Origin of the sequence: Pseudomonas sp. WS 5532, from assembly GCF_012985445.1 — a bacterium.
Taxonomy (GTDB): Bacteria; Pseudomonadota; Gammaproteobacteria; order Pseudomonadales; family Pseudomonadaceae; genus Aquipseudomonas; species Aquipseudomonas edaphica.
On record NZ_JAAQWK010000003.1, the window covers coordinates 170,410 to 195,195 of the forward strand.

The window sequence follows — 24,786 nt, forward strand, 5'->3', positions numbered from 1 at the left end:
ACCTCAAGCCGAGAGAACGATAAACAAAGCAGCAATGAGCCAAGCAACTAAACTACCGTTATAAAGCGGACCACGAACACCTTCAAACAGAGTGCAATGAGCATCCATAGTGACACGAGTATGCAAAACAGATATGTCAAATACTGGTTTCGGACATTCACCCTGGTGAGAAGGAACCTGAAAATTCTTAAGATCAGGCATCAACCCAGTAATGGGCGCTAGTATCTGCGCACCTGTAGGAGTTGATTCAAGGGTTGGTGAACCAATACCTGGATCAATCCCGAAATCTAACTTAGGTGTACCTTCAGGAGCAGTAGGAATGCCAGGGGTTGGATTAACACCCAGAGAAGGAGTTGTAACAGGAACAGAACCGGTAGAAGGATTAACAGCAGAAGCTAAAGCGTCCCCAACAGAAGGATATGAAGAAGGATTAGAAGCACGCCAAGCTTCAACATCTGCAACTGTAACCGGATCCGAGTAGCTATAAGGCAAGCCTTGATAATTAGGTGTATTTGAAGCGTGCAACCATGCCTGATTAGCTATGTCAGCTAAAACCTTTGGATTTAGAGGAGCAGCCTTCTGAGCAGGAGTTAAATCATCAGCAGCTAAATCAGGCTTCTTAGTAAACTGCCCAGAAGGAGAGGTACCAGCAAGTGAAACGCAAACATTATTAACCGACCCCTGCCCCGCTGGACAAGAGCCAACAAAATTAGAGTACTTATAGACATCCTTATAAGAAGAAGGACTACCTGAAGCCCCGTAACAATGAGCAAAGTTACCAGCAACATCACATTGAGTAAAAGAAAAGTTAAAGCCGGAACCTTTAATAAAAAGATTCGCAGCAAGTAAAGGGGAACCTGCGATGTAACGGCCAGCCCCAGAACCAGACGAACTATAACTAGACCAGTAGAGACCGCCATTAGTTAATTGGCCACCATCATCAGCAGAAACAACCGTATAAGTAACAGTCCCATCAGAATTAAAGATCCAATTCACCGTGGCATCAATAGCAAGGCTAATTGCCCCTGCCGCCAATGCTCCCAAACCAATCGTAACCCAAATAGGCGCACCAGAAACCGCAACTACACCAGTAGCTGCAGCAGTCAAAACAGCAGCAGTCGCATTAAGAGCCGCAGAAAAGCGGGGATCATTAGCAGCAAAACCCCGCTGAATAGCTTTCCGCTCCATTACACCACCTACAGCCTGACCAACTTTCGCTGAAAAAGCAGGAGCTGCGGAAACAAAGACAGGCATAAAAAGCAGAGCAAACAGAAAAGCTTTCTTAGCGAAGAAGAAATAAACGATTTTTTTCATATGTCATTATCCGCAAAGCCAGTGATTACCGCCCAGGCACACATAAGGCCAAAGACGAACATGAGTAAATACCACGCGTCATTGGTGGTCATGAACATAAACTCCGAAGATAAAAGTTTCCTGCTTACTAAAGACGAAAAAAAGGGGCACGCCAAAGCAATGCCCCTAGATACTTGCAATCAGCGACCGCGAATCATGCCCAGAACCATCGAAGCTGCTTTTGAAGTTGCATAGATTGTCGCCAGAACAGCACCGATAGCCAGAATGCCAGCGACAACGTCAGCAGCAGTAAAAGCACCAGTAATGGTGGTCAAATCGATAGCAGCAGAAGCAGTTTGCGAAGCAGTGGCAGCAACGACACCGGCAGTTAAAACGGTAGCGGACAGCAGTTGTTTCAGTTTCATGGTTGTTACCCTTTCTTAATAACCGGCATCCGGCCGGTACGGCTTTCCTCACCGATGACGTATGAGGTTCAAGATGGTGCCCACACCGCGAGACACCAACCAAAAAAGCAATGTTGTACCGAACGCAAACGACCAAAAGGCAAATGCCTGTGTGTAGTCGAACGGCGCAGCAGCTGCTTGAACGGAAGCAAACTCAGAAGGTGTGAGCATGACAAATGCAGAGCAGATAGTTTCTTTTGTGGATATTACAAAGCCGTTCGCATCTAAAAGCGTACAAACTGCCATGTCTATTTATCCAGCTTTAGGTGCAGACGCTTGGGTTGAACTAGAGTTAACCCGACGCGCTTGACGAGGATCAACATCAAAAGTTAAACGGCCATCACGAACATCTGCGATAACGTCACACTCATAAGTGCCAGGCTGCGGAACTTGGTTAGGCAGCTCGGCATAAAAGGAAGCTTTCTGAGGGTAAGGAACATTCGGAAGATGAACATACGCCTCATACATGCAGTAAGGTTTTCCGGACTTAGAAGCTGTGCCAGTACGGTTAATTCCGGTAACCTCAACAAGAATTACATTCGACATAGTATTGCCCTCATTACAGTGTTGGAAGTCGGGAGCTTATGCCCGGCTTGCGATAGGCCCAACTGGGCGCTGTTGTTTCAGGATTACGCCTGAAAGTTAAAAACTGTCGGTTATTGCGTTGCCGGTTGACAGCTTGAGCTGCAAAGTCAGTCAGAATAGTTCGCATAACATCGTTAGCGATGCTTTTAATGAGTGTTTCATCAGTAACATGATTACGAATATCAGATTCGACATTCCAACGCAGAACTTGAAACTGCTTTTTGTCCATTAGAAACCCATCCATTCGGCAACACAGGTTGTTCCTGTTTCTTGACGCTCTAAAAGCCAAATACGCTCAGGTTTAATGCCCTGCTCTTTTCTAGCCTCTACAGCTTTAAGCGTTTCTTGAACTTGCTGCTCAAGAATGGGATTTATGAACGCGTGCTTCAAGCGCTGCTGAAGTTCAAATCTACGACGCTGGCCACTAGTAAGCTGATCGCCTTGAAAACTAACTGTTCTCATGCTGCAACCTGCTGTAGATGGTTTGGACGTTGGTACCAAACAGGAACAGCTAAAGTGCTTTTAGTGACTTCACGACACTGACGAACAAAAACAGGTGCAAAGCGGCTGGTATCGCAGGCGTTACGGATATTTATGCCGATGCGGTTAAGAAAAGCGGCATGTTTTTTAACTTGAGACTTTGAAAAGTCAATATTAGATGTTCCAGACATCCACTCAAGAGCATAGCTAGCCGTAGTACGAGCAGAACGTAGAGTAGGACAAACACCCTCAGCAACCAACTGTTCGGCAATGCTCACAATATCCATGGCTGTCACCTTTAACTTTTCATCTATTTTAAGAAACTCACAGTGGAGTTCGGCCAGACGCCTTTCATCAAATAAACCCCAATAGCAGAGGGCTTCACGCTGTAAGTATTCGCTTTTAAGCTCTTGTTCCATACGGACTACGCCTTCTTGTGAGCAGTAGTTTCTAACCCGCTGAACATATTTGTACTCTTCCGAATCTTCGCCAAAGACGCGTTTTATCTTAGGTAAACAGTTCTGATCCATCTCAAAGGCTTTGTCATAAGCCTTTCGGTACTGAAGACGCCCGCCTTTACCGTTGCCTTTAGGCGTCCAAGCAACAGTTCGCCCGTTGGGGTACAGAAAACCGATGGAATGACCGATTCGCTGACTAGAAACACCGCGCAGATAGGCAAGGACATTGCCCTCCCCCAACGAAACATTGGTGGTTAGGTCAATCCGTTCAATCTTTGCACCATCGGCAATACGGTCACCAGACTTCGCACCGGATTCACCCTGCCGAATATCAAGGCGAGTACAGCGGGTGAACCCAGGAAGCCCATACTCACGCAGCAACGCGTTGTAAACCGACACGCATTGCTCGATAGAAGCAAATCCAAAAAGGTTATCTAGCCGCCCTACTCGGCTAGGATTTCCTTCCACTCGAACTTTCCGGCCCTGAACGTGAACAGTGACCGAAGTCGAAAAACTGGCTTCGTGTTTGAAACGTGGCTGACGGGTGCTGAGAATCTCATTGGTATTTGCGTCCACCGTCAAGGTAAAGATGCCGCACACGATCGGTAGATCATGCTGATGCTCCTGCGAAATCGTTAACCAATCAATGAACATATGAAATCCTGTCAACCCAACACATAACGTGGCTTAGACTAAGCTATCTCGCAGGTAAGACGCAAGGCATACTTGTTGGGTCAAGCAAACACATGTGTGTGCTGTATGAAAACACAGGGGTTAAAGTAGATGCATCAGAGTCAACCGGTTGAAGACGAAATGAGCATCGGTGAAAACATCAAGAAAAAACGAGAAAAAATCGGGGTCTCGCAAAAGACGCTGGCTGAAGCGCTTGGAATAGCCGAGAACACGGTGGCGAGCTGGGAGAAAGGAAAAAACATCCCGCCCAGTGATAAAGCGATCGACATGGCAAGGTTCTTCAAATGCTCAACTGACGAAATCTTGTTAGAAGAAAGCGAGCGTGAAGTAGTAGACGAAATGAAGGCTTTATTCAGGCGATTCAGTGACTTACCCGACTATGTCAAGCCCATGGCACGCAACATAATTAGCGGTATGCTTTCGAGCTTAGAGCTCGAGGACTACTTTCGAGACCTTGGCGGGCCCCGAAGGTAGAGTGTCGGTGTAAAGGTGCGCTATTTGGGTATGAGCAGGAAGCCATGAGATACGTTTACCGCCCCCAAACCCCTGCCGTCCGGGCCTACCTGAAACTCACTGTGATCGAGGACGTATTGGTCGTCTCGGTCAAGAGGTTATGACATGAAATGTCATATTTGTGGCGGCGCCGACCTGGTGGTAGACACCAGGGACTTACCGCATACCTACAAAGGCGAAACTACGGTTATCGCTGGTGTGCATGGCTCTTTCTGCCCTGCATGCGGGGAGGCGATTCTTGACGCGGCCGAGTCGCAACGCGTAAGCGTGGCCATGGTGGTGTTCAACAAGAGCGTAGCCAAAAGCGGGACGTGTTAAGGCTTGAAAGTATGGAAAACCATACCAAAGTGGGGGTGTAACAGCACCCCCACCCGCTTCGCTCCCGTACAAGCCAGAGAATCGATATGCAGCAAGAAAGTCAAAACGTCACTGCGCTACGAACAGCAGTGAAAATCCTGAAAAAATGGCAAGCCTCAGAAGAACAGATTGAGGCCGTCTTGAAGGTGTCTGAAAGCATCTATAAGGGCGAAAATCAGGACGACGAATCAGCTACGGACCTGGACAAAAATCAGTTACAGCGCATCAGCATGGTGCTGAACATCCACGCAGCTCTACGCACAGTGTTTGAAAATCCCAAAAACCTGTATGCCTTCCCAAGCATGAAAAACGACAACACCTTTTTTAATGGGAAAACGCCGCTGGAAGTAATGTCTCAGGGTGGCCTTGCAGATCTGCAAGGCACGCTAAACAGCATCGAATCACTAAAAAATGCAGCCTGGTAAGCGACTGACGCGCTGCGCTTGTCGGCCATATCTGTGCACCTGACTAACTCGTCACGTTGTTCCTCATCTAGCCAGGCACACAGCTGCGGCTGAGACCAAAAATCATTTTATAAAACAAAAAAACCAGAGTTCAAAAGAACACTGGGTGTGATTTTTCGCATTGCGAAATTTCAGCCTGATCGATGAAAAATGCGCCTCGCATAATGGACGTTATGGCTAAATTCAGCGCCGGGGCTTCGCGATTATCCCGGCGCTAAATTCGTCGATTCCGACGGCATAGCTACCATAACGTCACAGAAATTATACGTAACACGATGTTACTTAATCAGGAGCAGTACGCGTCAGATTTTGAGTCAGCGTCTCCAGGCTTTTCCTCCTCTCACTGATCATCACCACTCAGTTGCCAGTACGCCGCAACCTCATCGTTTTCACCCACCACATGGCAACGCCCTCAGGTTTGATCTTTACTCGTCCCAACGCCACCCGTGCTCAAGGAAGATCTGCATGAAGCTCTATGCCGCCGTATTGCTCACTGCTGCGTTGCTCGGCGGCTGCGACGTCAGTAAGCGCTGCGTCTCGATCTGGGTTCTTTACAGGCGCGAAAACCCGAAAGCATTGGCTTTATTGTTGATCTGCCAGATGCATCTGCGGGACTCCAAGCAGTGATCAAATTCGCCTCGACGATACTGCAGGCCGGTACGGGATTCCGTACTAAAGTGGGGGTGTAACAGCACCCCCCCCCCCACTCCAATCACCAAGAATGCGAATCCAGTTTGTAGGTTTGATTGACCGCGCCTGTGAAAGACGCTTTGGGGAAATCAGAGGCTCAAGGTGAGATAACATCTCTAGCATTCGTCTCGCGAAGAAAAACCCCAGAGTTCTGGTGATCTCTGGAGTTTTCCGTCTGGGTTGAGATCAGCCGGCTTAGCCGGTTACCGGCGCGGATGTTGATTTTCCTGACTGTCAATCAGGTGGCGGCTATTGCTTTGCGGGCAGGTCGAGGTTTTCTGAAAAGTTCAGGTCCTCATCTGATTGGTACATCTCCTCTATTTCTTTGGCGTACTTCTGTGAGACCGTTATAACCTCATCCATGGTGCTCCAATCGACGGGATTAGTTTCCCGTTCTCGCTGCTCGCGCAGTAATTCGTCTCGCTTTTTCAATTGCTGTGATGTCAGATTTATCAGTTTTTCTTTAGGAAGATCTAAGAGTTGTTGTTCCGTGTAATCGGGCATGGGAGTTCTCCTTGTGTAGAAAATACAGCATTCCAACAATCCCCATACTTCGGTAATCAACTCTATTTTTGTACTGTTAGAAATAACAGGGTTTTAGACTTTTTTACGTTAATCGTCATTCAGAAAAATCATAAAAAATCCTCTGATATGGACGTTCTGGATAAATCTTCACCGGAACTTCATCATTTTCCCGACTACGCTTTCCCTCCAACCTGATAATCCATTGAATCCGCATCCCTCAATCCTCATCCCGCGTCAGCTTTTCAATCAACGCTCGATGCTGTGGAAACGCTGTCGTGAGCTTATGGCGATTTCCCATCTCCATGTCGGCAAAATCAAATCCTGGCGAAACCGCTTCACTGATCAATCCAAATCCGTTTGTCCCGTCCAGCAATCGTGATGATTTCCAGATGCCACCCGGTACGTGCAATTGCAAACACTGTTCTGCGAGAACATCGTTGCCCATGATGACTGTCTGCAATGAACCGTCCGCATGGATCAGGCTGTATTCGAGTGCGTCGCCCAAGTGGAAATAATGCAGGATGTCAGACTGATTGAAATGAAACTGGCCCACCGCTGATTGCTCGGTCAGCAGATAGTAGATCGACGTCATCAGGTAACGCGGTCCTGCAGCGGTTTCGAGCCAGTCGCGATGGTCCGCCTGATAGGTTCTGCGAAAGTAGCCGCCTTCGAGATGCGGTTCGAGATCCAGCGCATTGATTACGTCTTGTGCGCTTGCTTTACGTTGAATCATCGCCCGCTCCCTTGATTTTATGGTGGTTTTTTATAGCTCAACTAAATGTCTATTTAGTTGAGTTATATAAGCAGCGTTTTAATAACCACCCACCGCCGCCATTTCCCCACCCACAATCGCAACCCCCGAACTGCTGCCCAAACGCGTAGCCCCGGCCTCAATCATCTTCAGCGCCGTCGCATAATCACGTACGCCACCGGAGGCCTTGACCCCAACCTTGGCACCCACGGTTTTACGCATCAGTGCCACGTCCTCAACTGTGGCACCACTGCGGCTGAACCCCGTGGACGTCTTGACGAATGCCACGCCCAAATTCCGGCAGATTTCGCAGGCCTGGACCTTTTGTTCGTCGCTGAGCAGGCAGGTTTCCAGGATCACCTTCAATGGCACGGCGCCGCAGGCTTTATGCACCAAGGCTATGTCTTCGCGCACGGCTTCAAGCAGGCCTTCCTTCAGCCAGCCGATATTGAGCACCATGTCGATCTCCCCTGCCCCGGCGGCTATCGCCCGTTCGGCTTCAAAGGCCTTGGTGTCGCTCAGGCCGGCGCCCAACGGGAAGCCCACCACCGCACAGATCACCACGCGATCGTCGGTCAGGCAGGACGCGGCGTAAGGCACCTGCCCCGAGTTCAGGCATACGGAATAAAAGCCGTGCGCCTGTGCTTCTTCGCACAAGGTGCGAATCTGTTCACGGGTGGCATCGGGGGCCAGCAAGGTGTGATCGATGTACTTGGCCAATGCTGCGGGTTGAAGCGTATTCATATAACGTGCCCTTGCCTGTATGTTGCCAATGGTGGTGTGCCGCGTGTTGCGGCGCTCACATTAAACGTTACAATATTCACAATTAATGTTACTTAGTTAACACAAACAATCAAGCCCTGGAATGCCCGTGGACAGTAAAAAAGCCGAGCGACTCAAGCTTATCCAGCAAGCCCTGCAGGACCAGAGCGCCATTCACCTGCGGGAAATGGCGGCGCTGCTGGATGTTTCCGAGATGACCCTGCGCCGCGACCTCAGCCACTTCAGCGAGCATTTGCGCCTGCTCGGTGGCTACATCACACGGGTCGGCAGTGAGGCCGGTGATTACCGGGTCGCCGACCAAGGCACGCGTCACGTCGAAGAAAAACGCCGCATCGGCAAACTCGCTGCGCGGTTGATACAGCCCGGCGACACGGTATTTTTTGACTGCGGTACCACCTCGCCGTTTGTGATTGATTTCATCCCCGACGAGTTGGAGTTCACCGCGGTGTGCAGCTCGTTGAACGTGTTGCTCAAGCTGCAGAACAAGCCCAACTGCCATATCGTGCTGTGCGGCGGCACCTTTCACCGCAAGAACCAAGTGTTTGAAAGCAGCGCCGAAAGCAGCATTCTCGACAGCGTGCGCCTCACGTGGGCCTTTGTGACGGCGGCGGGCGTCAGCCAGGAATTTGGCGTGACCTGCTTCAACTTCAATGAAGTCGAGGTCAAGCAAAAGGTCCTGCGCCAAGCCCAGCAGCGCGTGCTGCTGGCGGACTTCAGCAAGTTCGACACGGTGCGCACTGCGCACTTTGCCAGCCTTGCAGACTTTCAATACGTGGTCAGCGACAAGAAAATCCCCCAAGCGTACAAAGAAGCCATCCAGGCCAGCGGCGCGCAATTGCTGGTTTAACCCAGCAACGTTTGGCGCTCCCGCGCATTCAAGTAGCCGGTGGTCACGCTGAACGAAGCGCTGGCCCCGGCCGCCAGCACACGCACGTGACCTTTGGCTTTTTCGGCGTTATAACCTTCGGGTTCACAGGTTGACGGCAGTACGAACGCCGCCACTTGCTGGTCCGGTGAGTGCAGGATCCAGCGTGCGGCGTGCTCGAACTCCTTGGGGCGATAACGGGTGTAAAACGCCGCACCATTCGGGTGGTCCAGCAGAAAATGTGCATGGCCGCTGGCGTCTGTGCCCACGTCGTCGAAGAAAAACACGATTTCAGGGTCGTACAACGCCGGTGTGTCGAGACACGCCAACTGCGCCGGATGCTCGGCCAGTTGCGCCATATAGGCGCTCCAGTCAGGCGTGGGCTTGACGTGGTCCGGCACGCTGGTGCGCAGGCGCAGGCGCTGCATGCCCAGCGGCTCGACAAACCGCGCGCCGGCCACATAGGCGTAGTTCATATGGGCCATGTACATCAGTTCCATGGGCTTGCCGGCCAGGTTGGTGACGTCCATATCGATATCGAACAGGGCTGAATCGGCGCGCAGTGTCACGCTCGGGGTTGCCCTGTATCGATCGCCAAAGCCCTTGGCATATTGGTAAGTGCCACCCAGGCTCACAACGCCCTCGCCTATTTCCAGCCAAGCTGTGTCCATGGGCGCGCAGGGCATTTCGCCGTGCAAGGCATGGGTGTCATCCGGCGCCGGGCAACCGTTGCGCAGCAGGCCACTGTGAAACATAAAGCAGCCATAAGTATCAATGACGGTCGGGCTGGGCCTTGGCTGCTCGAACAGGTTGGTCATGGTCAGGTCGCAGCCGTCGAACACCGCCGACCAGATCATCTGCCCTTGATAAGGCAACACCACCAGGCGTCCACGGCTGTTCTCCAGGCCCACGGCCAGCACGCCGGACGGGTAAACCCAGGCGCTGACCTTGAAGTCTTCGGACTGTAGCAAGACCTTTTCCTGCTCGCTGAACAGCACCGGATACAGCGGGATACGCGTGTTCATGAGGCCACCGCCGCCGCACCCGACGGCACGCTGTCCGACTGGCGCATGCACTTGAGCGCATACATCACGATCACGATAAAGCACAGCAACGGCACGCTGTAGGCCAACTGCATGTTGCCACCGCTGGCGTCAGACAACAGGCCCTGGAAGATCGGAATCACCCCGCCACCGACAATGCTCATCACCAGCAGTGAACCGCCGACACCGGTGTCCTCACCCAGGCCATCGATGGTCAGGCCGTAGATGGTTGGCCAGCACGGTCCGAGAAAAATGCTCACGCCAACCGCCGCATACACCGCCGAAATATTCGGCACCAGGATGGTGTAGGCCAGCAGCACAATGCACAGCACGCCGTAAATCGCCAATACCCGGGCCGGGTGCAGGCGGCGCATCAGCAGGTTGGCGATCATCTTGCCGACAAAGTAGGCGGCAAAGGTCGTCAAAAGGAACCATGAAGCGCTGCGCTCATTCATGCCGCCCATCTGCATGGCCAGGCGAATGGTGAAACTCCACACACCAACCTGCGCGCCCACGTACAGAAACTGCGCGAGTACACCAAAGGTAAAGCGCGGGTTGCGCCACAGTCGGCCCAGGCTTTGGCGCAGGCTGCCGGATTTATTGTCGACGGGCTTATTGCCCTTGCAGGCCGGGAACCGGGTGATGGCGATCAGGATAAACATCAGCACCAGTACGGCGATCATCCATTTGTAGGGCAACAGCGTGGACTGGATCATCTGCAACTGCTGCACCGCCGCCTCGGAGGCGCTCATCTGCGTCAGTTGCTCGGTGGTGGCATCGGTGTCCTTGAACATCACAAAGCTGCCCACGTACACCCCGGCCATGGCGCCGAACGGGTGAAAGGTTTGCGAGATATTCAAGCGCCGCGTCCCGGTTTCCCTTGGTCCCATCAGGGTTGAATAGGTATTGCACGCGGTTTCCAGGAACGACAGACCGGCGGCAATCACAAACAGGGCCAGCAGGAACATGCCGTACTTGGCGGTGGACGCCGCAGGAAAAAACAACAGGCAGCCCAGCATGTACAGCAACAGGCCGATCAGAATGGTGCTTTTGTAGCTTAAGCGGCGCACCACCATCGCGGCCGGAATCGCCACGAAAAAGTACCCCAGGTAAAACGCCGACTGCACAAAGGCGGTTTGGAAATCGCTGAGCAGGAAGGCTTTCTTGAAGTGCGCGATCAGCACGTCGTTCATGCTCGCCGCTGCAGCCCACAATGCAAAAATGCTGCACAGCAGGATAAACGCGAACCAGGGCGTGCGGTTCAGATAGAAGCCATCGGGTGTCTGTTGCAGCGCAGGTTTGTTCATTATTGTTCTCCGGGCTGGGTTGAGAGTCTTACCGCTGTTGCTGGAAACGGGCGAACGCTTCGGCGTCGGGATAGGAGGTCTGTGTACCCAGCGCTGTGACCGAACAGGCGGAATACGCCACCGCTTGCTCCATGGCCTGGCGAATAGCGCCGTCGCGGCTCCAGTGCTGGATGAAACAACCGATAAACGCATCACCGGCGCCGGTAGTGTCGCGGGCCACCACCCGCTGGCCGGGCACCTGGAACTCGCCCTCCGCGCCCACGTACAGCGCGCCGTGCTCGCCGAGGGTGACGATCACGTGGCGAATGCCGCTGGCCACCAACGTACGCGCGGCGCTGCGGGCCGAGTCCGGCGAGTCCACGACGCGACCGGTGATCAACGCCAGTTCCGATTCGTTGGGAATCAGGAAATCCAACTGCGCCAGGTGCTCGGCACTCAAGTCGGCCAGGGCCGGCGCCGGGTTGAGCAGCACCGTAATGCCATGACGGCGGGCAAATTCGATGGCGTAGTAGACCGTGTCCAGGTTGATCTCCAGTTGCAGCACGATCAGCGTGCATTCACGCAGGTCGGCAGCGGCCGTCTCGATGTCCGCTGGCAACAAATGCGCATTGGCACCTTTGACGATCAAAATGCTGTTATGGGAATCGGCGCGCACAAAAATCGGCGCCACGCCGCTGGAGACGCCCGGCACACGCTGCACGTAACGGGTGTCGATACCAAAACGCTGGAAGTTGGCCAGGGTGTTGTCGGCGAACATGTCGTCACCGACTTTACTCAGCATCAGCACCTGCGCCCCAAGCTTGGCTGCCGCCACCGCCTGGTTGGCGCCTTTGCCGCCACACCCCAGGGCAAAGCCCGGCGCTTCCAGGGTTTCGCCCTGGTCCGGCATGCGGTCGATGTAGGTAATCAAATCCACCATGTTGCTGCCGATGACTGCGATCTTGCCCATTGCTATCTCACCTTGTTGCGGCACGACCAGGCAGGTCGTAGCGCTCTTGTTTTGTTATTTAAATAACATTAAGTGTGATTATTCAATCTTTATTTTATGAAGATCAGTCAAGCCGCAGGAAAATGTAGCGTCTGTGTAAGCATCATCTTGTGTGCCCAGGTACAGCTCACTAAGCTGGCCGATCTTTTGCTGTGACCCGGAACCCCCATGTCTCGAAGTATTGCCCACCTCGCCTTGTTGCTCGGGTTGATCACCGCCATCGGCCCTTTCGCCATCGACAGCTATCTGCCTGCGCTACCCACCCTGGGTGCCAGCCTGCAGGCGTCGCCGGCGGCCGTGCAGATGAGCCTGACGGTGTTCTTCATGATCATTGGCGTGTGCCAGTTGTTTTACGGGCCGATCAGCGATGTGTACGGTCGCAAGCCGCCGATTTACGCGGGTCTGGCGATTTTTGCGGTGGCCAGCGTCGGCTGTGCGCTGGCGCCGACGATTGAAGTGCTGATTGGTTTTCGTGCCCTGCAAGCCTTTGGCGCCTGCGCCGGCATGGTGATCCCGCGGGCGGTGGTGCGTGACCTGTACACCGGCCACGAAGCCGCACGGTTGATGGCCCTGCTGATGCTGGTGATGAGTGTTTCGCCGATCCTCGCGCCCTTGGCCGGCAGCGTGGTGATTTCACTCTGGAGCTGGCGTGAAGTGTTCGTGGTGCTCGCAGTGGTTTCGCTGTTGTGCCTGGTGATGACCTTTGTGCAACTGCCCGAAACCCATCCTGCCGAACGCCGCCTGGGCAAGACCCTGGGCAGTGCGATCGGCAGCTACGGCGCCTTGCTGCGCGACCCGGTATTCACCGGCCTGTCGGTGGTGTGCGGGTTTGGCTTGGCGACGTTCTTTGTGTTTATCGGCAGCGCGCCGTTCGTGTACATCGAGTATTTCGGCCTGACGCCTACGCAATTCAGCCTGTGTTTTGCAGTAAACGCCGCGTCCTTCTTCGCCATGAGCCAACTGACCGCACGCCTGAGCGCGCGTTTTGGCCTGGCGCCGCTGATTCGCGGGTCGGTGATCGGCGTGGCGGTGGTTATGAGCGCGCTGGCCGTCACCACCTTGTGGAGTGACAACCTCGCCTTGATGATGGCACTGCTGTTTATCGGTTTCGGTTTTCTCGGCCTGTTATTGCCAGCCGCGGGGGTGTTGTCCATGGAGGATCACGGCGCAGTGGCAGGTTCTGCCTCGGCGCTGCTCGGTGCTATCCAGATGATCACGGCGGCCGTGTCCATGACGCTGGTTGGCGTGTTTGCCGACCATACACCTGCGCCCATGCTGGTCGGCATCGCGCTGTGTGCGGTGGCGGCGATGCTGGTGACCTTATGGACCCTGCGTCGTTTGCCGGCTCACCTGGCGCGTGATTGACGCCATTCGTCGGGGGCGTGGCCCATCCATTACAACTATCGCGGGCGGCAAAACACCTAACTCCATAGCACCTTTGACGTTCTATGGAGTTAGACATGACCGACTACCCTCGCCCACCCTTCGCGCCTCAAGCCCAGTCCGTACCGGGCACCCAGAAGAAAATGGACCCGTACCCCGACTGCGGCGAGAAGAGCTACAAAGGCTCCGGCCGGTTGGCCAACAAGATCGCCCTGATCACCGGCGCCGACAGCGGTATCGGCCGCGCGGTGGCGATCGCCTTTGCCCGTGAGGGCGCCGACGTAGCCATCGCGTACCTGGATGAGCATGAAGACGCCCAGGAAACCGCACGCTGGGTCGAAGAAGCGGGCCGTCAATGCCTGTTGTTGCCGGGCGATATCGCGCAAAAAACCAACTGCCAGGCGCTGGTGGACAAGACCGTCGAGCAGTTTGGCCGCATCGATGTGCTGGTCAACAACGCCGCGTTCCAGATGACCCACGAAACCCTCGAAGAGATCGAGGATGAAGAATGGGTCAAGACCTTCGATATCAACATCACCGCGATGTTTAGGATCTGCAAGGCGGCCCTGCCGCATATGAAAGCCGGCAGCTCGATCATCAACACCAGTTCGGTTAATTCCGATATGCCCAAGCCAACCCTGTTGGCCTACGCCGCCACCAAAGGCGCGATTGCCAACTTCACCGGTGGCCTGGCGCAGTTGCTGGGTGACAAGGGTATTCGCGTCAACAGTGTGGCACCAGGGCCGATCTGGACGCCGCTGATTGTAGCGACCATGCCCGACAAGGATGTGCAGAGCTTTGGCAGCGAAACACCGCTCGGGCGGCCAGGCCAGCCTGTGGAGGTGGCACCGATCTATGTGCTGCTGGCCTCGGACGAAGCCAGCTACATCTCCGGCTCGCGGTACGCGGTCACTGGCGGCAAACCGATTCTCTAACTCATTGCGACTGTGTGGCAACGGCATTCTTGTGGCGAGCAGGCTTGCCCTGCGTTGGGATGCGAAGCAGCCCCAAACTCAGAGACTGAGTTCTTTCAGGAGAAATTCAGTACCTTTACTGGGACTGCTTCGCAGTCCAACGCAGGGCAAGCCTGCTCGCCACAGAGGGGCTCCAAAATCTTTGCTGTGTTAAGAACTACAAATCAAACCTGTCCACCGCCCGGCGCCGCTCATTGTCATCGCGCACGTCATAACTGGCGGTGGTCTGGATATTGGTGTGATGCGCCAGTTTCTGCGCAATCGACAGGTCGTGTTCTTCAATCACCCGCGTGATGAACGAGCGTCGGAAGTCATGGGGCATGATCTTCACGCCCACCTGCTCACCGCGTTGACGGGCGATGTAGTAAATCGCGTGCTTGGTGATGCGTTCACGGGTGATATGGCTGCCACGGCGAATACGATTGAACAGGAAGCTATCGTCCTGCTCGCCTTCCTTGAGCTGCTCGCGACGAAACGCCAGCCAGGCCTGCAACTTGTCAAACGCCCAGGCTGGGGCGTACTTGATCAGTTCTTTGTTGCCTTTGCCAATCACACGCAAGCTGCGTTCATCGAAGTTGATCTGCGCCAGGTCCAGGTTGACCGACTCCGACTTGCGCATGCCTGAACCATACAAAATGCCGATCACGGCGGCATCCCGCAGGCCTTGAGGGCGTGGGTCGGCGGCACAGACTTCCATCATTTCGCGGATCAGGGTGCGGCGCAGGTTACGGCCCTGGCTGAGGCGTGTGCCTGGCGTGGCCTTGACCGAGCGCATCTTCAACAGGTGGTCCTGGCTGATCAGGCTCATTCGCCAGGCCTCGTTCATCACCCCGCGTACCGCATTCACATACAGCGAAGAAGTGTTCGGCGCGCAGCCGTCCTCGCGCAATGCGCCGACCAGCGCAATCACCTGTTCGGGTTGCAGCAGGTGCCAGTCGATCTCTTCCAGGTTGATATCTTCATAGCCCAGGCGGTCGGCGGCATCTTGCAGCACGTAGCGCATGGTCAGTTGGCTGGAGGGCGCCAAGCGGGTGAGGTAAAGGGTCAGTGGGTTGCGGATAGACTCAGTCAAGGTAGATCAGCCTTTGGATTAAATACCTCATTCAAGCCTTTGTTTAATCAAGGTATTTAGTGAATTGGCGAAGGTCGAGTCTAACTCAGGACCGGGCTTGGCACCAAATCACGGCACAACATCACGGCGCCGATTCGTCGTCCTCGGTCGGGTTTTCAGCCTGAGGTTGCGCCTGGGATTGGCTCCAGTCGGCATCCTGTTTGTGCATCAGTGCAAACCAGTGCTGACGCATGAACGCCAGGTAGCTTTCCGGCGCTTTCGCAAAGTCGCTTTCATCGCCATAACAGCCCGGCAGCGGCAACTCGGTGCCCTGCTCCTTGTACTGGCTGACCAGTGCCTGCTGTGCGGCAACGCTGCAGTCAGTAGGCAGCGGCATACCTCGCAGGGCACCGGCATCCTCGTCCCACCAGCTTGCACCGACGCGATCGACACCGCGCAGGCGGTACTTCTGGGACTTGCCGACATGCATGATCAGCTTGAACTCACGCGGGCTGACATCGCTGGTGCAGGTGCGCGAGTAACCCACCGTGGCCTGGGTAATGCCATCGCCGGCAAGGTCAGTGACCTTGGTTGCCGCCCTGTCAAAACGCAGCCCTGCATCGAATTCGCAATGCTGCACATCGTCATAGAGCATCCAGACACGCTTGGGGCGGTCGCCGCCGAGCAAATACTGGGCCGCGTAGACAAATGCCGACTGGGTACCGTCGTCATCACGCTCGCTGACTTGCTCGGCGAGTACCAGCAAGTTCTTGCCTTGGTGGTCGTCCCAGGTATAGGCCGCGACCTGTTTGCCGCGCACTTCCACGCCGTCCGGCACCTGCTCGATGCTGGTAAGCGCCACGCCATCGTCGGCTCGAACGGTGGTGACACAGGCCACCACCATCAACAAGCCCATCAATGCAGGCCGCAACTGGCCGTGCAAAATCCGCACACTATTCATCCGAGTACCCTGGCAAGAGATGGCTTACTTTACCGGCACTTGAGGGCCATTGCAGAGAAGTTTGTTGAATTACCTTACGCGCCTGCGCAGTGGTGCAGAATCCGTCGCGGTTTTGCCTGCAGAACCAATCCCCAGGCGCTTCAGCGGTTTAGCTGAACCCTACCTGTCTACCTGTCAAATAAACGAGTTTTTCATCCGCCTTTCATATTCGTTCAACAATTTTCCGCTTAATCTTGACCGCAGGACTTGAGAACGAACCGCGTCTTCCCCGACTAACCTGTTGATTACGCTTTACCTTTCATAGTTTTCGTCTTTACTCTGCTAGCCCATGGAAGAAACCGTTGCCCGTCCTCAGGAAAGTCGAACGAATGCCGCACACCCACGCTACATTTAATCGGCCGGCGTTGTTGCCGACTGATTACTGCTGTTTTCACGCTCCAATTGTTCTAGCCCCGAGGTCATGAATCTTTGAAACCCTACCCTATTCATTGCGTGTCGATCGTTATCCCGGTCTACAACGAACAAGAGAGCCTGCCTGAATTGCTGCGTCGCACGACTGCAGCTTGCAAGCAATTGGCTTACGAATACGAAATCATCCTGGTGGATGACGGTAGCCGCGACAACTCGGCCCAATTGCTGGAAGACGCTGCCGCAGAAGACGGCAGCAACGTGGTGGCGGTGATTCTCAACCGCAACTATGGCCAGCATGCCGCGATCATGGCCGGCTTCGAGCAGTGCCGTGGCGAGGTGGTCATCACTCTTGACGCCGACCTGCAGAACCCGCCCGAAGAAATCCCGCGGCTGGTCGAGCAAGCCGCCCTGGGCTACGACGTCGTCGCCACTGTGCGTAACAACCGTCAGGATTCGGCCTTCCGCCGCTGGCCTTCGCGCCTGATCAACCTGGCCGTGCAACGCTCCACCGGCGTGGCCATGACCGATTACGGCTGCATGTTGCGTGCTTACCGACGCACCATCGTCGACGCCATGCTCGCCTGCCGTGAGCGCAGCACCTTTATTCCGATTCTGGCCAACGGCTTTGCCCGGCACACCACCGAGATCCTGGTGCACCACGCCGAGCGTGAGCATGGCGAGTCCAAATACAGCGCCATGCGCCTGATCAGCCTGATGTTCGACCTGCTGACCTGCATGACCACCACCCCGCTGCGTCTGCTGAGCATCGTCGGCTTCAGCCTGGCGGCACTGGGCATGCTGTTTGCCTTTGCGCTGGTGTTCCTGCGCTTGGTCTTCGGCGCCGAATGGGCCGGTTCAGGCATGTTCGTGCTGTTCGCGGTGCTGTTTGTGTTCACCGGCGGCCAATTCATCGGCATGGGCCTCTTGGGTGAATACCTGGGCCGCATGTACAGTGACGTGCGTGCCCGTCCACGGTTCTTTATTGAAAAGGTGCTGCGTAACCAACCCGCAGAGCCGGCTCCGGTCGTCGTGGTCGACGGCCTTACAACTTCCCACTCTCCTACTTCTCCTTCCGATCAGGTTTCGTCATGAATTCAAAAGCTGTTGTCTTCGCTTACCACGATATTGGCTGTGCAGGTATTGAAGCCCTGCTGACCGCCGGCTACGACATTGCTGCCGTGTTCACCCATGCCGACGACCCCAAGGAAAACAATTTCTACGGCTCCGTCGCCCAACTCTGCGCACGCAACGGCATCCCGGTACATGCTCCGGAAGACGCCAACCACCCGCTGTGGATCGAGCGTATTGCCAAGCTGAACCCGGATTTCATCTTCTCGTTCTACTACCGCAACCTGCTGAGCGAAGCCCTGCTGGCCACTGCCAAAAAAGGCGCGTTCAACCTGCACGGTTCCTTGCTGCCTAAATACCGTGGCCGCGCTCCGGCCAACTGGGTGCTGGTCAACGGCGAAACCGAAACCGGCGTGACCCTGCACCGCATGGTCAAGCGTGCCGATGCCGGCGCGATCCTGGCCCAGCAAAAAGTCATTATCGACCGCACCGACACCGGCCTGACCCTGCACGCCAAACTGCGTGATGCGGCCACCAACTTGCTGCGTGATGCCCTGCCACACCTGGCCCAAGGCAAATTGGCCGAAACGGCCCAGAACGAAAGCCAGGCCACCTACTTCGGTCGCCGCACTGCCGCTGACGGCAAGCTGGACTGGAAAAAACCGGCTGAAGAGCTGTTCAACCTGGTTCGTGCCGTGACCCAACCGTACCCAGGCGCATTCTGCGCTGTCGGCGAGCACAAACTCATCGTTTGGCAAGCTGAAGTGGTCAAGGGCAACGAAGGCCTGGCGCCAGGCCGTGTGATCAGCGTCAACCCGCTGCGCATCGCCTGCGGTGAAGATTCCCTGGTGGTCAAGTTCGGCCAGCGCAACGAAAACGGCCTGTACCTGGCCGGCCCTTCCCTGGCTGACGAACTGGGCCTGGTCGACGGTTCCGTGCTGCGCGGCGCCGAGTCCGGCCGCAAGCCACGTCGCACTCGTGTACTGATCCTGGGTGTGAACGGCTTTATCGGTAACCACCTGTCCGAGCGCCTGCTGCGTGACGACCGTTATGAAATCTACGGCCTGGACATCGGCTCCGACGCCATTGAGCGCCTGCGCAGCCACCCGAACTTCCACTACGTGGAAGGCGACATCAGCATCCACTCCGAGTGGATCGAGTACCACATCAAGAAGTGCGACGTGGTCCTGCCGCTGGTGGCCATCGCTACGCCAATCGAATACACCCGTAACCCGCTGCGCGTATTCGAACTCGACTTCGAAGAGAACCTGAAACTGGTTCGCTACTGCGTCAAGTACAACAAGCGCGTGATCTTCCCGTCGACCTCCGAAGTCTATGGCATGTGCCAGGACCAGTACTTCGACGAAGACACCTCCAATCTGGTGGTTGGCCCGGTCAACAAGCAGCGCTGGATCTACTCGGTCTCCAAGCAACTGCTGGACCGCGTGATCTGGGCTTACGGCGACAAGGGCCTGAACTTCACCCTGTTCCGTCCGTTCAACTGGATGGGCCCGCGCCTTGACCGTCTGGACTCGGCACGTATCGGCAGCTCCCGTGCCATCACCCAGTTGATCCTGAACCTGGTGGAAGGTACCCCGATCCGCCTGTTCGACGGTGGTGAGCAGAAGCGTTGCTTCACCGACATCGCCGACGGCATCGAAGCCCTGGCACGCATCATTGATAACGACAACGATATCTGCAACGGTCAGATCATCAACATCGGCAACCCGGAAAACGAAGCCAGCATCCGTCAGCTGGGCGAAGAACTGCTGCGTCAGTTCGAAGCTCACCCGCTGCGCAGCAACTTCCCTCCGTTCGCCGGTTTCCGCGACGTAGAAAGCAAGGCGTTCTACGGTACCGGTTACCAGGACGTGGCGCACCGCAAGCCAAGCATCGAAAACGCCAAGCGCCTATTGAACTGGGAGCCAACCGTTGAGATGAGCGAGACCATTGGCAACACGTTGGACTTCTTCCTCAAAGAAGCCATGCTCGAAATCGCGGACAAGAAGTAATGCAGGCAGGCTTGCGAATCGACGTCGACACCTACCGTGGCACCCGTGAAGGTGTGCCGCGGTTGCTCGAATCCCTGGATGAAGCCGGGGTAAAAGCGACGTTCTTCTTCAGCGTCGGGCCGGACAACATGGGGCGCCACTTGTGGCGCCTTATCCGCCCGCAATTTCTGTGGAAGATGCTGCGTTCCAATGCTGCCGGCCTGTATGGCTGGGACATCTTACTGGCCGGCACCGCCTGGCCAGGCAAGCCGATCGGCCGTGACCTGGGGCACTTGATGCGCCAGGCCAAGGCCGCCGGCCATGAAGTCGGCCTGCACGCATGGGACCATCACGGTTGGCAAGCCAACACCGGGCGCTGGAGCGACGCACAGCTGGTCGAGCAGATCCGTCGTGGCGTGGACACCCTGAGCGACATCCTGGGTGAACGCATCGACTGTTCCGCAGCCGCCGGCTGGCGTGCCGATGAGCGCGTGGTGCAAGCCAAGCAAGGTTTCAACTTTCGCTACAACAGTGATTGCCGGGGCACCAGCCTGTTTCGACCAACCCTGGCCGATGGCAGTGCGGGCACCCCACAAATTCCGGTAGACCTGCCGACCTTCGACGAAGTCGTCGGGCCGGTGGTGGCTGCCAAAGATTTCAACGGCTTCATTCTTGACCGGTTCGCCGAGTCGAAGCTGAACGTCTATACGATCCACGCAGAAGTAGAAGGGATTCTGATGGCTGAAGATTTTCGCCAACTGCTCGCCCAGGCCGGGCAGCGCGGCATTGACTTCAAACCCTTGGGCGACCTGTTGCCCGCGGATGTGACCACCCTGCCCCAGCAACAGCTGGTACGCGGCGCGCTCAGCGGCCGCGAGGGTTGGCTCGGAGTACAGCAGGCATGATCCGGCGCTGGGCATTGCCCCTGCTCCTGTTGGCGTTTGCTGTGTTCTACCTGTTGCCACTGGCCAGCCATGGCCTGTGGATCCCGGATGAAACCCGTTACGCGCAGATCAGCCAGGAAATGCTGCTGACCGGCAAATGGGCCTCGCCGCACTTCATGGGTATCCGTTACTTCGAAAAACCCGCTGCCGGCTACTGGATGATCGCGCTGGGCCAGGCGATTTTCGGGCAGAACCTGTTCGGCGTGCGCTTTGCGTCGGCCTTGAGCACCGGGCTGAGTATCCTGCTGGTCTATCTGGTCTCGCGCCGGCTGTGGAACAACCCGCAAAAAAGCCTGGTCAGCAGCGTGCTGTACATGAGCTTTGTCAGCGTGGCGCTGCTTGGTGGTTACGCCAACCTGGACCCGCAGTTCACCTTCTGGGTCAACCTCACCGGCGTTGCGCTGTGGTTCTGCTTCGACAGCACCACGCGCAACGGCCGCTTGGGGTCTTGGGCCTTGCTCGGCTTTGCCTGCGGCATGGGCTTCATGACCAAAGGGTTTCTTGCCTGGCTGCTGCCAGTGTTGATCGCCCTGCCCTACGCTATTTGGCAGAAACGCTTTCGTGAATTGCTTGGCTATGGTGTGGTCGCTGTGGCCGTCGCAATTATCGTCAGCCTGCCGTGGGCACTCGCCGTGCACCTGCAAGAGCCGGACTACTGGAACTTCTTCTTCTGGCATGAGCACATCCAACGCTTTGCCGGCGATGACGCCCAGCATGCCGAGCCGTTCTGGTTCTACCTGCCGCTGATGGTTGCGTTCTCGTTGCCATGGATCGCCCTGCTGCCGTCCACGGTCAAACAGGCCTGGCTGGAAAAGCGCCTGCCCAAGACCGCGTTCCTGCTGCTGTGGCTGTTGATGCCTCTGGCGTTCTTCAGTTTGGCCAAAGGCAAGCTGCCGTCCTATGTCATGCCGTGCCTGCTGCCCTTGGCCCTGCTGATGGGGTCGACGCTCAGCGACAAGTTGGCCAAGGGCCATGGCCGCGCCTTGCGCATCAACGGCTGGTTGAACCTGGCTATCGGAATCGTGGCGTTGCTGGCCATCAGTTGGTTCCAATTGAAAAAACCGGTGTATGAGCCGGGTCAGGAGACTTTCAGCCTGGTGCTGGTGTTTACGTTCCTGTTCGGCTGGATCGTGGTCAACCTGCTGCAAGCTGCACGCCCATTGAAGCTATGGGCTGCGCCGGCCATCGGCAGTTGGTTGCTGGTGGCCCTGGTGCCGGCTGCGCTTCCGCATTCGGTGGTTTATAACAAGACCCCGGACCAGTTCATCATCGACCATTTGCCCGAACTGCAACCCACCGCGGCACTGCTCAGCAATGACCTTGGCGCTGCCTCGGCGCTGTCGTGGCGCCTGGGCCGCCCAGACGTTGCGCTGTACAACACGGTCGGTGAAGTGAAGTACGGCATTGCCTATCCAGACACTGCGTATCGCAAGATCGGCACCGCCGACGTCCAGCAATGGATGAGCGAGGCGCGTAAAAAAGGCTCGGTTGGCGTCGTCATGCGGGTCAAGGGCGACGATGAAGTGGCCGAAGTGAACCTGCTGCCCCAAGACGGCAAGCGCTATGAGCAAGGCAATATCGTCATCCTGATCTTCCCACAGGCTGCGCAATGATCACCTTGCTTCTCCTGTTGAGCGCCTGTCTGCTCACCTGCATGGGCCAGGTTTCGCAAAAGTTTGCGGTAGAAAGCTGGCGTGACCAGCCCGACGGTTGGGCGCCGAAACTGCGCTCGCCGTGGCTGTGGTCGGCGCTGGTGTGCCTGGGCCTTGGCCTGCTGGTATGGCTGCTGGTGTTGCAGCGCCTGGAAGTGGGCATCGCCTACCCCATGCTCAGCCTCAATTTTGTGCTGGTGACACTGATGGCGCGGTTTGTCTTCCATGAGCAGATCGATGGCCGTCATTGGCTGGGTGTCGCGCTGGTGATTGGCGGCGTTGTGCTGCTAGGGCGTCACGTATGAGCCGCACACAAGGGTTTGCCCTGGCCTTGGGCAGTGTTGGCCTGGTCAGTGCTGCTCAATTGGGCATGCGCTGGAGCATGACGCGCCTGCCGTTGCCCACTGAGTGGCTCAATGCGTTTAACAGTCAATCGATTGATCTTGGCGCCCTGGGCGTGGTGATCCTGGCGATCATCGCCTATGCGCTGTCGATGCTGTGCTGGCTCGGCGCGCTCAAGCACTTGCCCCTGGGCCGCGCCTATTCGCTGCTAAGCATCAGCTACGCGCTGGTGTACCTGCTGGCGGCCAGCCTGCCGGTGTTCAACGAACATTTTTCGCTTTCAAAAACCCTGGGGGTGGCCTTGGTCATTCTCGGTGTTCTGGTTATTAACTCTCGTCGTGCTAGCGTTGCAAGCCCCAGGAATGCCCCATGAAAATCAGTGTATTTGGTAGCGGTTACGTCGGTCTGGTACAGGCCACCGTATTGGCCGAAGTCGGTCACGATGTGATCTGCATGGACGTGGACAAGAGCAAAGTCGAGTCGCTGCAAAAAGGCCACGTGACCATCTTCGAGCCAGGCCTGGCGGCCATGGTCAAGGAAAACCTGGAAAGCGGGCGCCTGCACTTTACCTATGATGAAAAACTCGCCGTAGAACACGGTGAGGTGCTGTTTATCGCCGTGGGCACGCCGTCGGACGAAGACGGCTCGGCCGACCTCAAGTACGTGCTTTCGGTGGGCGATGCCGTATCCCGCCATCGCGTGGAACCGGTGATCCTGGTGGAAAAATCCACCGTGCCGGTCGGTACGGGCGACACCCTGCGTGCCCATATCGAAAAAAACCTGCACATTGCCGGTCGCCACCTGGAGTTCGATATCGTCTCCAACCCCGAATTCCTAAAGGAAGGCTCGGCCGTTGCCGACTGCCGCCGCCCGGACCGCATCATCATCGGCTGTGAACGCGAAGAAGTGCGCGAAGTGATGCGTGATTTGTACGCGCCGTTCAACCGCAACCATGACCGCATCATCTTCATGGACCTGCGCAGCGCCGAACTGACCAAGTACGCCGCCAACTGCATGCTGGCCACCAAGATCAGCTTCATCAACCAGATCGCCGAGTTGGCCGAACACTTGGGCGCCGACATCGAAGCCGTGCGTTTGGGCATTGGCGCCGACTCACGCATCGGCTACCACTTCATCTACCCGGGCTGCGGCTACGGCGGTTCGTGCTTCCCCAAAGACATGCGCGCCCTGATCCACAGCGCCAAGGAAGCCAACTGCTCCAGCGACCTGCTCGAAGCGGTCGAAGCGATCAACCAGCGCCAGAAGAGCAAGCTGTTCGAGCGTATCAATGCGTATTTCAAAGGCGAACTGCAAGGCAAGACCTTCGCCTTGTGGGGCCTGGCCTTCAAGCCCAACACCGATGACATGCGCGATGCCCCAAGCCGCGTGCTGATGGAAGCCCTGTGGGCGGCCGGCGCCAATGTCCGTGCGTTCGACCCCGAAGCCATGCAGGAAACCCAGCGCATCTACGGTGACGAGTCGCGTCTGACCCTGCTGGGCACGCCGGAATCAGCCTTGAGCGGCGCCGATGCGTTGATCGTGTGCACCGAGTGGCAGCAATTCAAGGCGCCGGATTTCGAACTGATCCACGCCCGCCTGAAAAACCCGGTGATCTTCGACGGTCGCAACCTGTACGACGGCGAGCGCCTGGCGCGCAAGGGCTTCAAATATTTCCCGATGGGCCGTGGCGACTCCTGCGAGCTGCCGATTCCACAGCAAAACTGGGTAGCGCCAGCCAAGGAAGACTAAA

General features: G+C 56.2%; 28 protein-coding genes. 14 read left to right on the plus strand and 14 right to left on the minus strand.

Translation table 11 applies throughout. The annotated features are described in order from the left end of the window. Window positions 1-3 precede the first annotated feature (3 nt). The 6 genes from HBO23_RS07440 to HBO23_RS07465 form a co-directional block, all read right to left on the minus strand. Window positions 4-1,314, minus strand: a complete 1,311-nt coding sequence (locus tag HBO23_RS07440) for a hypothetical protein (protein ID WP_170037350.1) — start codon at window positions 1,312-1,314, stop codon at window positions 4-6. Window positions 1,315-1,493: 179 nt separating this feature from the next. Then, window positions 1,494-1,718, minus strand: a complete 225-nt coding sequence (locus tag HBO23_RS07445; protein WP_170037353.1) for a hypothetical protein — start codon at window positions 1,716-1,718, stop codon at window positions 1,494-1,496. Between the two features lie 291 nt (window positions 1,719-2,009). After that, window positions 2,010-2,303 (minus strand): propanediol utilization protein, encoded by a 294-nt coding sequence (locus HBO23_RS07450; protein WP_170037356.1) that lies wholly within the window; start codon window positions 2,301-2,303, stop codon window positions 2,010-2,012. Between the two features lie 13 nt (window positions 2,304-2,316). Beyond that, on the minus strand, window positions 2,317-2,571 hold the full coding sequence (locus HBO23_RS07455; RefSeq protein ID WP_170037359.1) for a hypothetical protein: 255 nt from the start codon (window positions 2,569-2,571) through the stop codon (window positions 2,317-2,319). Beyond that, window positions 2,571-2,804: a hypothetical protein gene (locus tag HBO23_RS07460; RefSeq protein ID WP_170037362.1), complete on the minus strand. Its 234-nt coding sequence runs from the start codon at window positions 2,802-2,804 to the stop codon at window positions 2,571-2,573. Before HBO23_RS07460 ends, HBO23_RS07455 begins: the two co-directional genes overlap by 1 nt. Next, entirely contained in the window at window positions 2,801-3,934 is a 1,134-nt protein-coding gene (locus tag HBO23_RS07465; RefSeq protein ID WP_170037365.1) for a phage/plasmid replication protein, read from the minus strand. The genes HBO23_RS07460 and HBO23_RS07465 overlap by 4 nt, the downstream gene beginning before the upstream one ends. A gap of 129 nt (window positions 3,935-4,063) precedes the next feature. On the opposite strand from HBO23_RS07465, the gene HBO23_RS07470 reads away from it, so the two are divergent. The 4 genes from HBO23_RS07470 (at window position 4,064) to HBO23_RS07485 (ending at window position 5,934) form a co-directional block, all read left to right on the plus strand. Then, window positions 4,064-4,447, plus strand: a complete 384-nt coding sequence (locus tag HBO23_RS07470; protein WP_262378167.1) for a helix-turn-helix transcriptional regulator — start codon at window positions 4,064-4,066, stop codon at window positions 4,445-4,447. A 144-nt stretch (window positions 4,448-4,591) separates the two neighbouring features. Further along, window positions 4,592-4,804: a type II toxin-antitoxin system MqsA family antitoxin gene (locus HBO23_RS07475; protein ID WP_170037369.1), complete on the plus strand. Its 213-nt coding sequence runs from the start codon at window positions 4,592-4,594 to the stop codon at window positions 4,802-4,804. 86 nt (window positions 4,805-4,890) lie between these two features. Beyond that, a complete protein-coding gene (locus HBO23_RS07480) occupies window positions 4,891-5,268 on the plus strand; it encodes a hypothetical protein (RefSeq protein WP_170037372.1) in 378 nt (125 codons plus the stop codon). Window positions 5,269-5,772: 504 nt separating this feature from the next. Continuing rightward, window positions 5,773-5,934 (plus strand): hypothetical protein, encoded by a 162-nt coding sequence (locus tag HBO23_RS07485; protein ID WP_170037375.1) that lies wholly within the window; start codon window positions 5,773-5,775, stop codon window positions 5,932-5,934. Between the two features lie 312 nt (window positions 5,935-6,246). Here the strand turns inward: HBO23_RS07485 and HBO23_RS07490 are convergent, their stop codons facing one another. The 3 genes from HBO23_RS07490 to deoC all read right to left on the minus strand — a co-directional run bounded on the left by HBO23_RS07490 (window position 6,247) and on the right by deoC (window position 8,017). Next, the gene (locus HBO23_RS07490) at window positions 6,247-6,501 is read right to left on the minus strand and encodes a hypothetical protein (RefSeq protein ID WP_170037378.1); all 255 of its coding nucleotides are present in this window, start codon (window positions 6,499-6,501) and stop codon (window positions 6,247-6,249) included. 238 nt (window positions 6,502-6,739) lie between these two features. Further along, on the minus strand, window positions 6,740-7,255 hold the full coding sequence (locus HBO23_RS07495) for a cupin domain-containing protein (RefSeq protein ID WP_170037381.1): 516 nt from the start codon (window positions 7,253-7,255) through the stop codon (window positions 6,740-6,742). Window positions 7,256-7,333: 78 nt separating this feature from the next. Beyond that, window positions 7,334-8,017: a deoxyribose-phosphate aldolase gene (gene deoC / locus HBO23_RS07500; protein WP_170037384.1), complete on the minus strand. Its 684-nt coding sequence runs from the start codon at window positions 8,015-8,017 to the stop codon at window positions 7,334-7,336. Window positions 8,018-8,144: 127 nt separating this feature from the next. Here deoC and deoR point away from each other — a divergent pair, with 127 nt between their 5' ends. Then, window positions 8,145-8,903: a DNA-binding transcriptional repressor DeoR gene (deoR, locus tag HBO23_RS07505; RefSeq protein WP_017135707.1), complete on the plus strand. Its 759-nt coding sequence runs from the start codon at window positions 8,145-8,147 to the stop codon at window positions 8,901-8,903. Here deoR and HBO23_RS07510 read toward each other — a convergent pair. From HBO23_RS07510 to rbsK, 3 genes are read right to left on the minus strand one after another with little or no spacing between them, the layout of a single operon-like run. Beyond that, on the minus strand, window positions 8,900-9,946 hold the full coding sequence (locus HBO23_RS07510; RefSeq protein WP_138451775.1) for an aldose 1-epimerase family protein: 1,047 nt from the start codon (window positions 9,944-9,946) through the stop codon (window positions 8,900-8,902). The two genes, deoR and HBO23_RS07510, sit on opposite strands and share 4 nt — an antisense overlap. Next, window positions 9,943-11,271, minus strand: a complete 1,329-nt coding sequence (fucP, locus tag HBO23_RS07515; RefSeq protein WP_017135709.1) for an L-fucose:H+ symporter permease — start codon at window positions 11,269-11,271, stop codon at window positions 9,943-9,945. The genes HBO23_RS07510 and fucP overlap by 4 nt, the downstream gene beginning before the upstream one ends. A gap of 28 nt (window positions 11,272-11,299) precedes the next feature. Further along, a complete protein-coding gene (gene rbsK, locus HBO23_RS07520) occupies window positions 11,300-12,220 on the minus strand; it encodes a ribokinase (RefSeq protein ID WP_170037387.1) in 921 nt (306 codons plus the stop codon). 207 nt (window positions 12,221-12,427) lie between these two features. Here rbsK and HBO23_RS07525 point away from each other — a divergent pair, with 207 nt between their 5' ends. Together HBO23_RS07525 and HBO23_RS07530 are read left to right on the plus strand one after the other, a co-directional pair. Then, the gene (locus HBO23_RS07525) at window positions 12,428-13,624 is read left to right on the plus strand and encodes a multidrug effflux MFS transporter (protein ID WP_017135711.1); all 1,197 of its coding nucleotides are present in this window, start codon (window positions 12,428-12,430) and stop codon (window positions 13,622-13,624) included. Window positions 13,625-13,719: 95 nt separating this feature from the next. Continuing rightward, window positions 13,720-14,577 (plus strand): SDR family oxidoreductase, encoded by an 858-nt coding sequence (locus tag HBO23_RS07530; protein WP_017135712.1) that lies wholly within the window; start codon window positions 13,720-13,722, stop codon window positions 14,575-14,577. A gap of 196 nt (window positions 14,578-14,773) precedes the next feature. Here the strand turns inward: HBO23_RS07530 and HBO23_RS07535 are convergent, their stop codons facing one another. Then, on the minus strand, window positions 14,774-15,688 hold the full coding sequence (locus HBO23_RS07535) for a tyrosine-type recombinase/integrase (RefSeq protein ID WP_099549753.1): 915 nt from the start codon (window positions 15,686-15,688) through the stop codon (window positions 14,774-14,776). Window positions 15,689-15,809: 121 nt separating this feature from the next. Further along, window positions 15,810-16,628, minus strand: a complete 819-nt coding sequence (locus HBO23_RS07540; RefSeq protein ID WP_170037390.1) for a hypothetical protein — start codon at window positions 16,626-16,628, stop codon at window positions 15,810-15,812. Window positions 16,629-17,096: 468 nt separating this feature from the next. On the opposite strand from HBO23_RS07540, the gene arnC reads away from it, so the two are divergent. The 7 genes from arnC to HBO23_RS07575 are packed head-to-tail and all read left to right on the plus strand — an operon-like array spanning window position 17,097 to window position 24,785. After that, window positions 17,097-18,131 (plus strand): undecaprenyl-phosphate 4-deoxy-4-formamido-L-arabinose transferase, encoded by a 1,035-nt coding sequence (gene arnC / locus HBO23_RS07545; RefSeq protein WP_099549751.1) that lies wholly within the window; start codon window positions 17,097-17,099, stop codon window positions 18,129-18,131. After that, a complete protein-coding gene (gene arnA / locus HBO23_RS07550; protein WP_170037393.1) occupies window positions 18,128-20,119 on the plus strand; it encodes a bifunctional UDP-4-amino-4-deoxy-L-arabinose formyltransferase/UDP-glucuronic acid oxidase ArnA in 1,992 nt (663 codons plus the stop codon). The genes arnC and arnA overlap by 4 nt, the downstream gene beginning before the upstream one ends. Continuing rightward, window positions 20,119-21,003, plus strand: coding sequence for a 4-deoxy-4-formamido-L-arabinose-phosphoundecaprenol deformylase (gene arnD / locus HBO23_RS07555; protein ID WP_099549750.1), 885 nt, complete (start codon window positions 20,119-20,121; stop codon window positions 21,001-21,003). The genes arnA and arnD overlap by 1 nt, the downstream gene beginning before the upstream one ends. Continuing rightward, window positions 21,000-22,655: a lipid IV(A) 4-amino-4-deoxy-L-arabinosyltransferase gene (gene arnT, locus HBO23_RS07560; RefSeq protein ID WP_017135716.1), complete on the plus strand. Its 1,656-nt coding sequence runs from the start codon at window positions 21,000-21,002 to the stop codon at window positions 22,653-22,655. Before arnD ends, arnT begins: the two co-directional genes overlap by 4 nt. Next, window positions 22,652-22,999: a 4-amino-4-deoxy-L-arabinose-phosphoundecaprenol flippase subunit ArnE gene (gene arnE / locus HBO23_RS07565; RefSeq protein ID WP_017135717.1), complete on the plus strand. Its 348-nt coding sequence runs from the start codon at window positions 22,652-22,654 to the stop codon at window positions 22,997-22,999. The genes arnT and arnE overlap by 4 nt, the downstream gene beginning before the upstream one ends. Next, a complete protein-coding gene (gene arnF, locus HBO23_RS07570) occupies window positions 22,996-23,409 on the plus strand; it encodes a 4-amino-4-deoxy-L-arabinose-phosphoundecaprenol flippase subunit ArnF (protein ID WP_017135718.1) in 414 nt (137 codons plus the stop codon). The genes arnE and arnF overlap by 4 nt, the downstream gene beginning before the upstream one ends. After that, complete coding sequence (locus HBO23_RS07575) at window positions 23,406-24,785, plus strand: UDP-glucose/GDP-mannose dehydrogenase family protein (protein WP_017135719.1); 1,380 nt, start codon at window positions 23,406-23,408, stop codon at window positions 24,783-24,785. The genes arnF and HBO23_RS07575 overlap by 4 nt, the downstream gene beginning before the upstream one ends. The last annotated feature ends 1 nt before the right edge of the window (window position 24,786 follow it).

Coding starts and splice junctions, on each gene's coding strand:
- HBO23_RS07440 (WP_170037350.1), bottom strand. CDS start 1,314: ATGAAAAAAATCGTTTATTTCTTCTTCGCTAAGAAAGCTTTTCTGTTT.
- HBO23_RS07445 (WP_170037353.1), bottom strand. CDS start 1,718: ATGAAACTGAAACAACTGCTGTCCGCTACCGTTTTAACTGCCGGTGTC.
- HBO23_RS07450 (WP_170037356.1), bottom strand. CDS start 2,303: ATGTCGAATGTAATTCTTGTTGAGGTTACCGGAATTAACCGTACTGGC.
- HBO23_RS07455 (WP_170037359.1), bottom strand. CDS start 2,571: ATGGACAAAAAGCAGTTTCAAGTTCTGCGTTGGAATGTCGAATCTGAT.
- HBO23_RS07460 (WP_170037362.1), bottom strand. CDS start 2,804: ATGAGAACAGTTAGTTTTCAAGGCGATCAGCTTACTAGTGGCCAGCGT.
- HBO23_RS07465 (WP_170037365.1), bottom strand. CDS start 3,934: ATGTTCATTGATTGGTTAACGATTTCGCAGGAGCATCAGCATGATCTA.
- HBO23_RS07470 (WP_262378167.1), top strand. CDS start 4,064: ATGCATCAGAGTCAACCGGTTGAAGACGAAATGAGCATCGGTGAAAAC.
- HBO23_RS07475 (WP_170037369.1), top strand. CDS start 4,592: ATGAAATGTCATATTTGTGGCGGCGCCGACCTGGTGGTAGACACCAGG.
- HBO23_RS07480 (WP_170037372.1), top strand. CDS start 4,891: ATGCAGCAAGAAAGTCAAAACGTCACTGCGCTACGAACAGCAGTGAAA.
- HBO23_RS07485 (WP_170037375.1), top strand. CDS start 5,773: ATGAAGCTCTATGCCGCCGTATTGCTCACTGCTGCGTTGCTCGGCGGC.
- HBO23_RS07490 (WP_170037378.1), bottom strand. CDS start 6,501: ATGCCCGATTACACGGAACAACAACTCTTAGATCTTCCTAAAGAAAAA.
- HBO23_RS07495 (WP_170037381.1), bottom strand. CDS start 7,255: ATGATTCAACGTAAAGCAAGCGCACAAGACGTAATCAATGCGCTGGAT.
- deoC (WP_170037384.1), bottom strand. CDS start 8,017: ATGAATACGCTTCAACCCGCAGCATTGGCCAAGTACATCGATCACACC.
- HBO23_RS07510 (WP_138451775.1), bottom strand. CDS start 9,946: ATGAACACGCGTATCCCGCTGTATCCGGTGCTGTTCAGCGAGCAGGAA.
- fucP (WP_017135709.1), bottom strand. CDS start 11,271: ATGAACAAACCTGCGCTGCAACAGACACCCGATGGCTTCTATCTGAAC.
- rbsK (WP_170037387.1), bottom strand. CDS start 12,220: ATGGGCAAGATCGCAGTCATCGGCAGCAACATGGTGGATTTGATTACC.
- HBO23_RS07525 (WP_017135711.1), top strand. CDS start 12,428: ATGTCTCGAAGTATTGCCCACCTCGCCTTGTTGCTCGGGTTGATCACC.
- HBO23_RS07530 (WP_017135712.1), top strand. CDS start 13,720: ATGACCGACTACCCTCGCCCACCCTTCGCGCCTCAAGCCCAGTCCGTA.
- HBO23_RS07540 (WP_170037390.1), bottom strand. CDS start 16,628: ATGAATAGTGTGCGGATTTTGCACGGCCAGTTGCGGCCTGCATTGATG.
- arnA (WP_170037393.1), top strand. CDS start 18,128: ATGAATTCAAAAGCTGTTGTCTTCGCTTACCACGATATTGGCTGTGCA.
- arnD (WP_099549750.1), top strand. CDS start 20,119: ATGCAGGCAGGCTTGCGAATCGACGTCGACACCTACCGTGGCACCCGT.
- arnT (WP_017135716.1), top strand. CDS start 21,000: ATGATCCGGCGCTGGGCATTGCCCCTGCTCCTGTTGGCGTTTGCTGTG.
- arnE (WP_017135717.1), top strand. CDS start 22,652: ATGATCACCTTGCTTCTCCTGTTGAGCGCCTGTCTGCTCACCTGCATG.
- arnF (WP_017135718.1), top strand. CDS start 22,996: ATGAGCCGCACACAAGGGTTTGCCCTGGCCTTGGGCAGTGTTGGCCTG.
- HBO23_RS07575 (WP_017135719.1), top strand. CDS start 23,406: ATGAAAATCAGTGTATTTGGTAGCGGTTACGTCGGTCTGGTACAGGCC.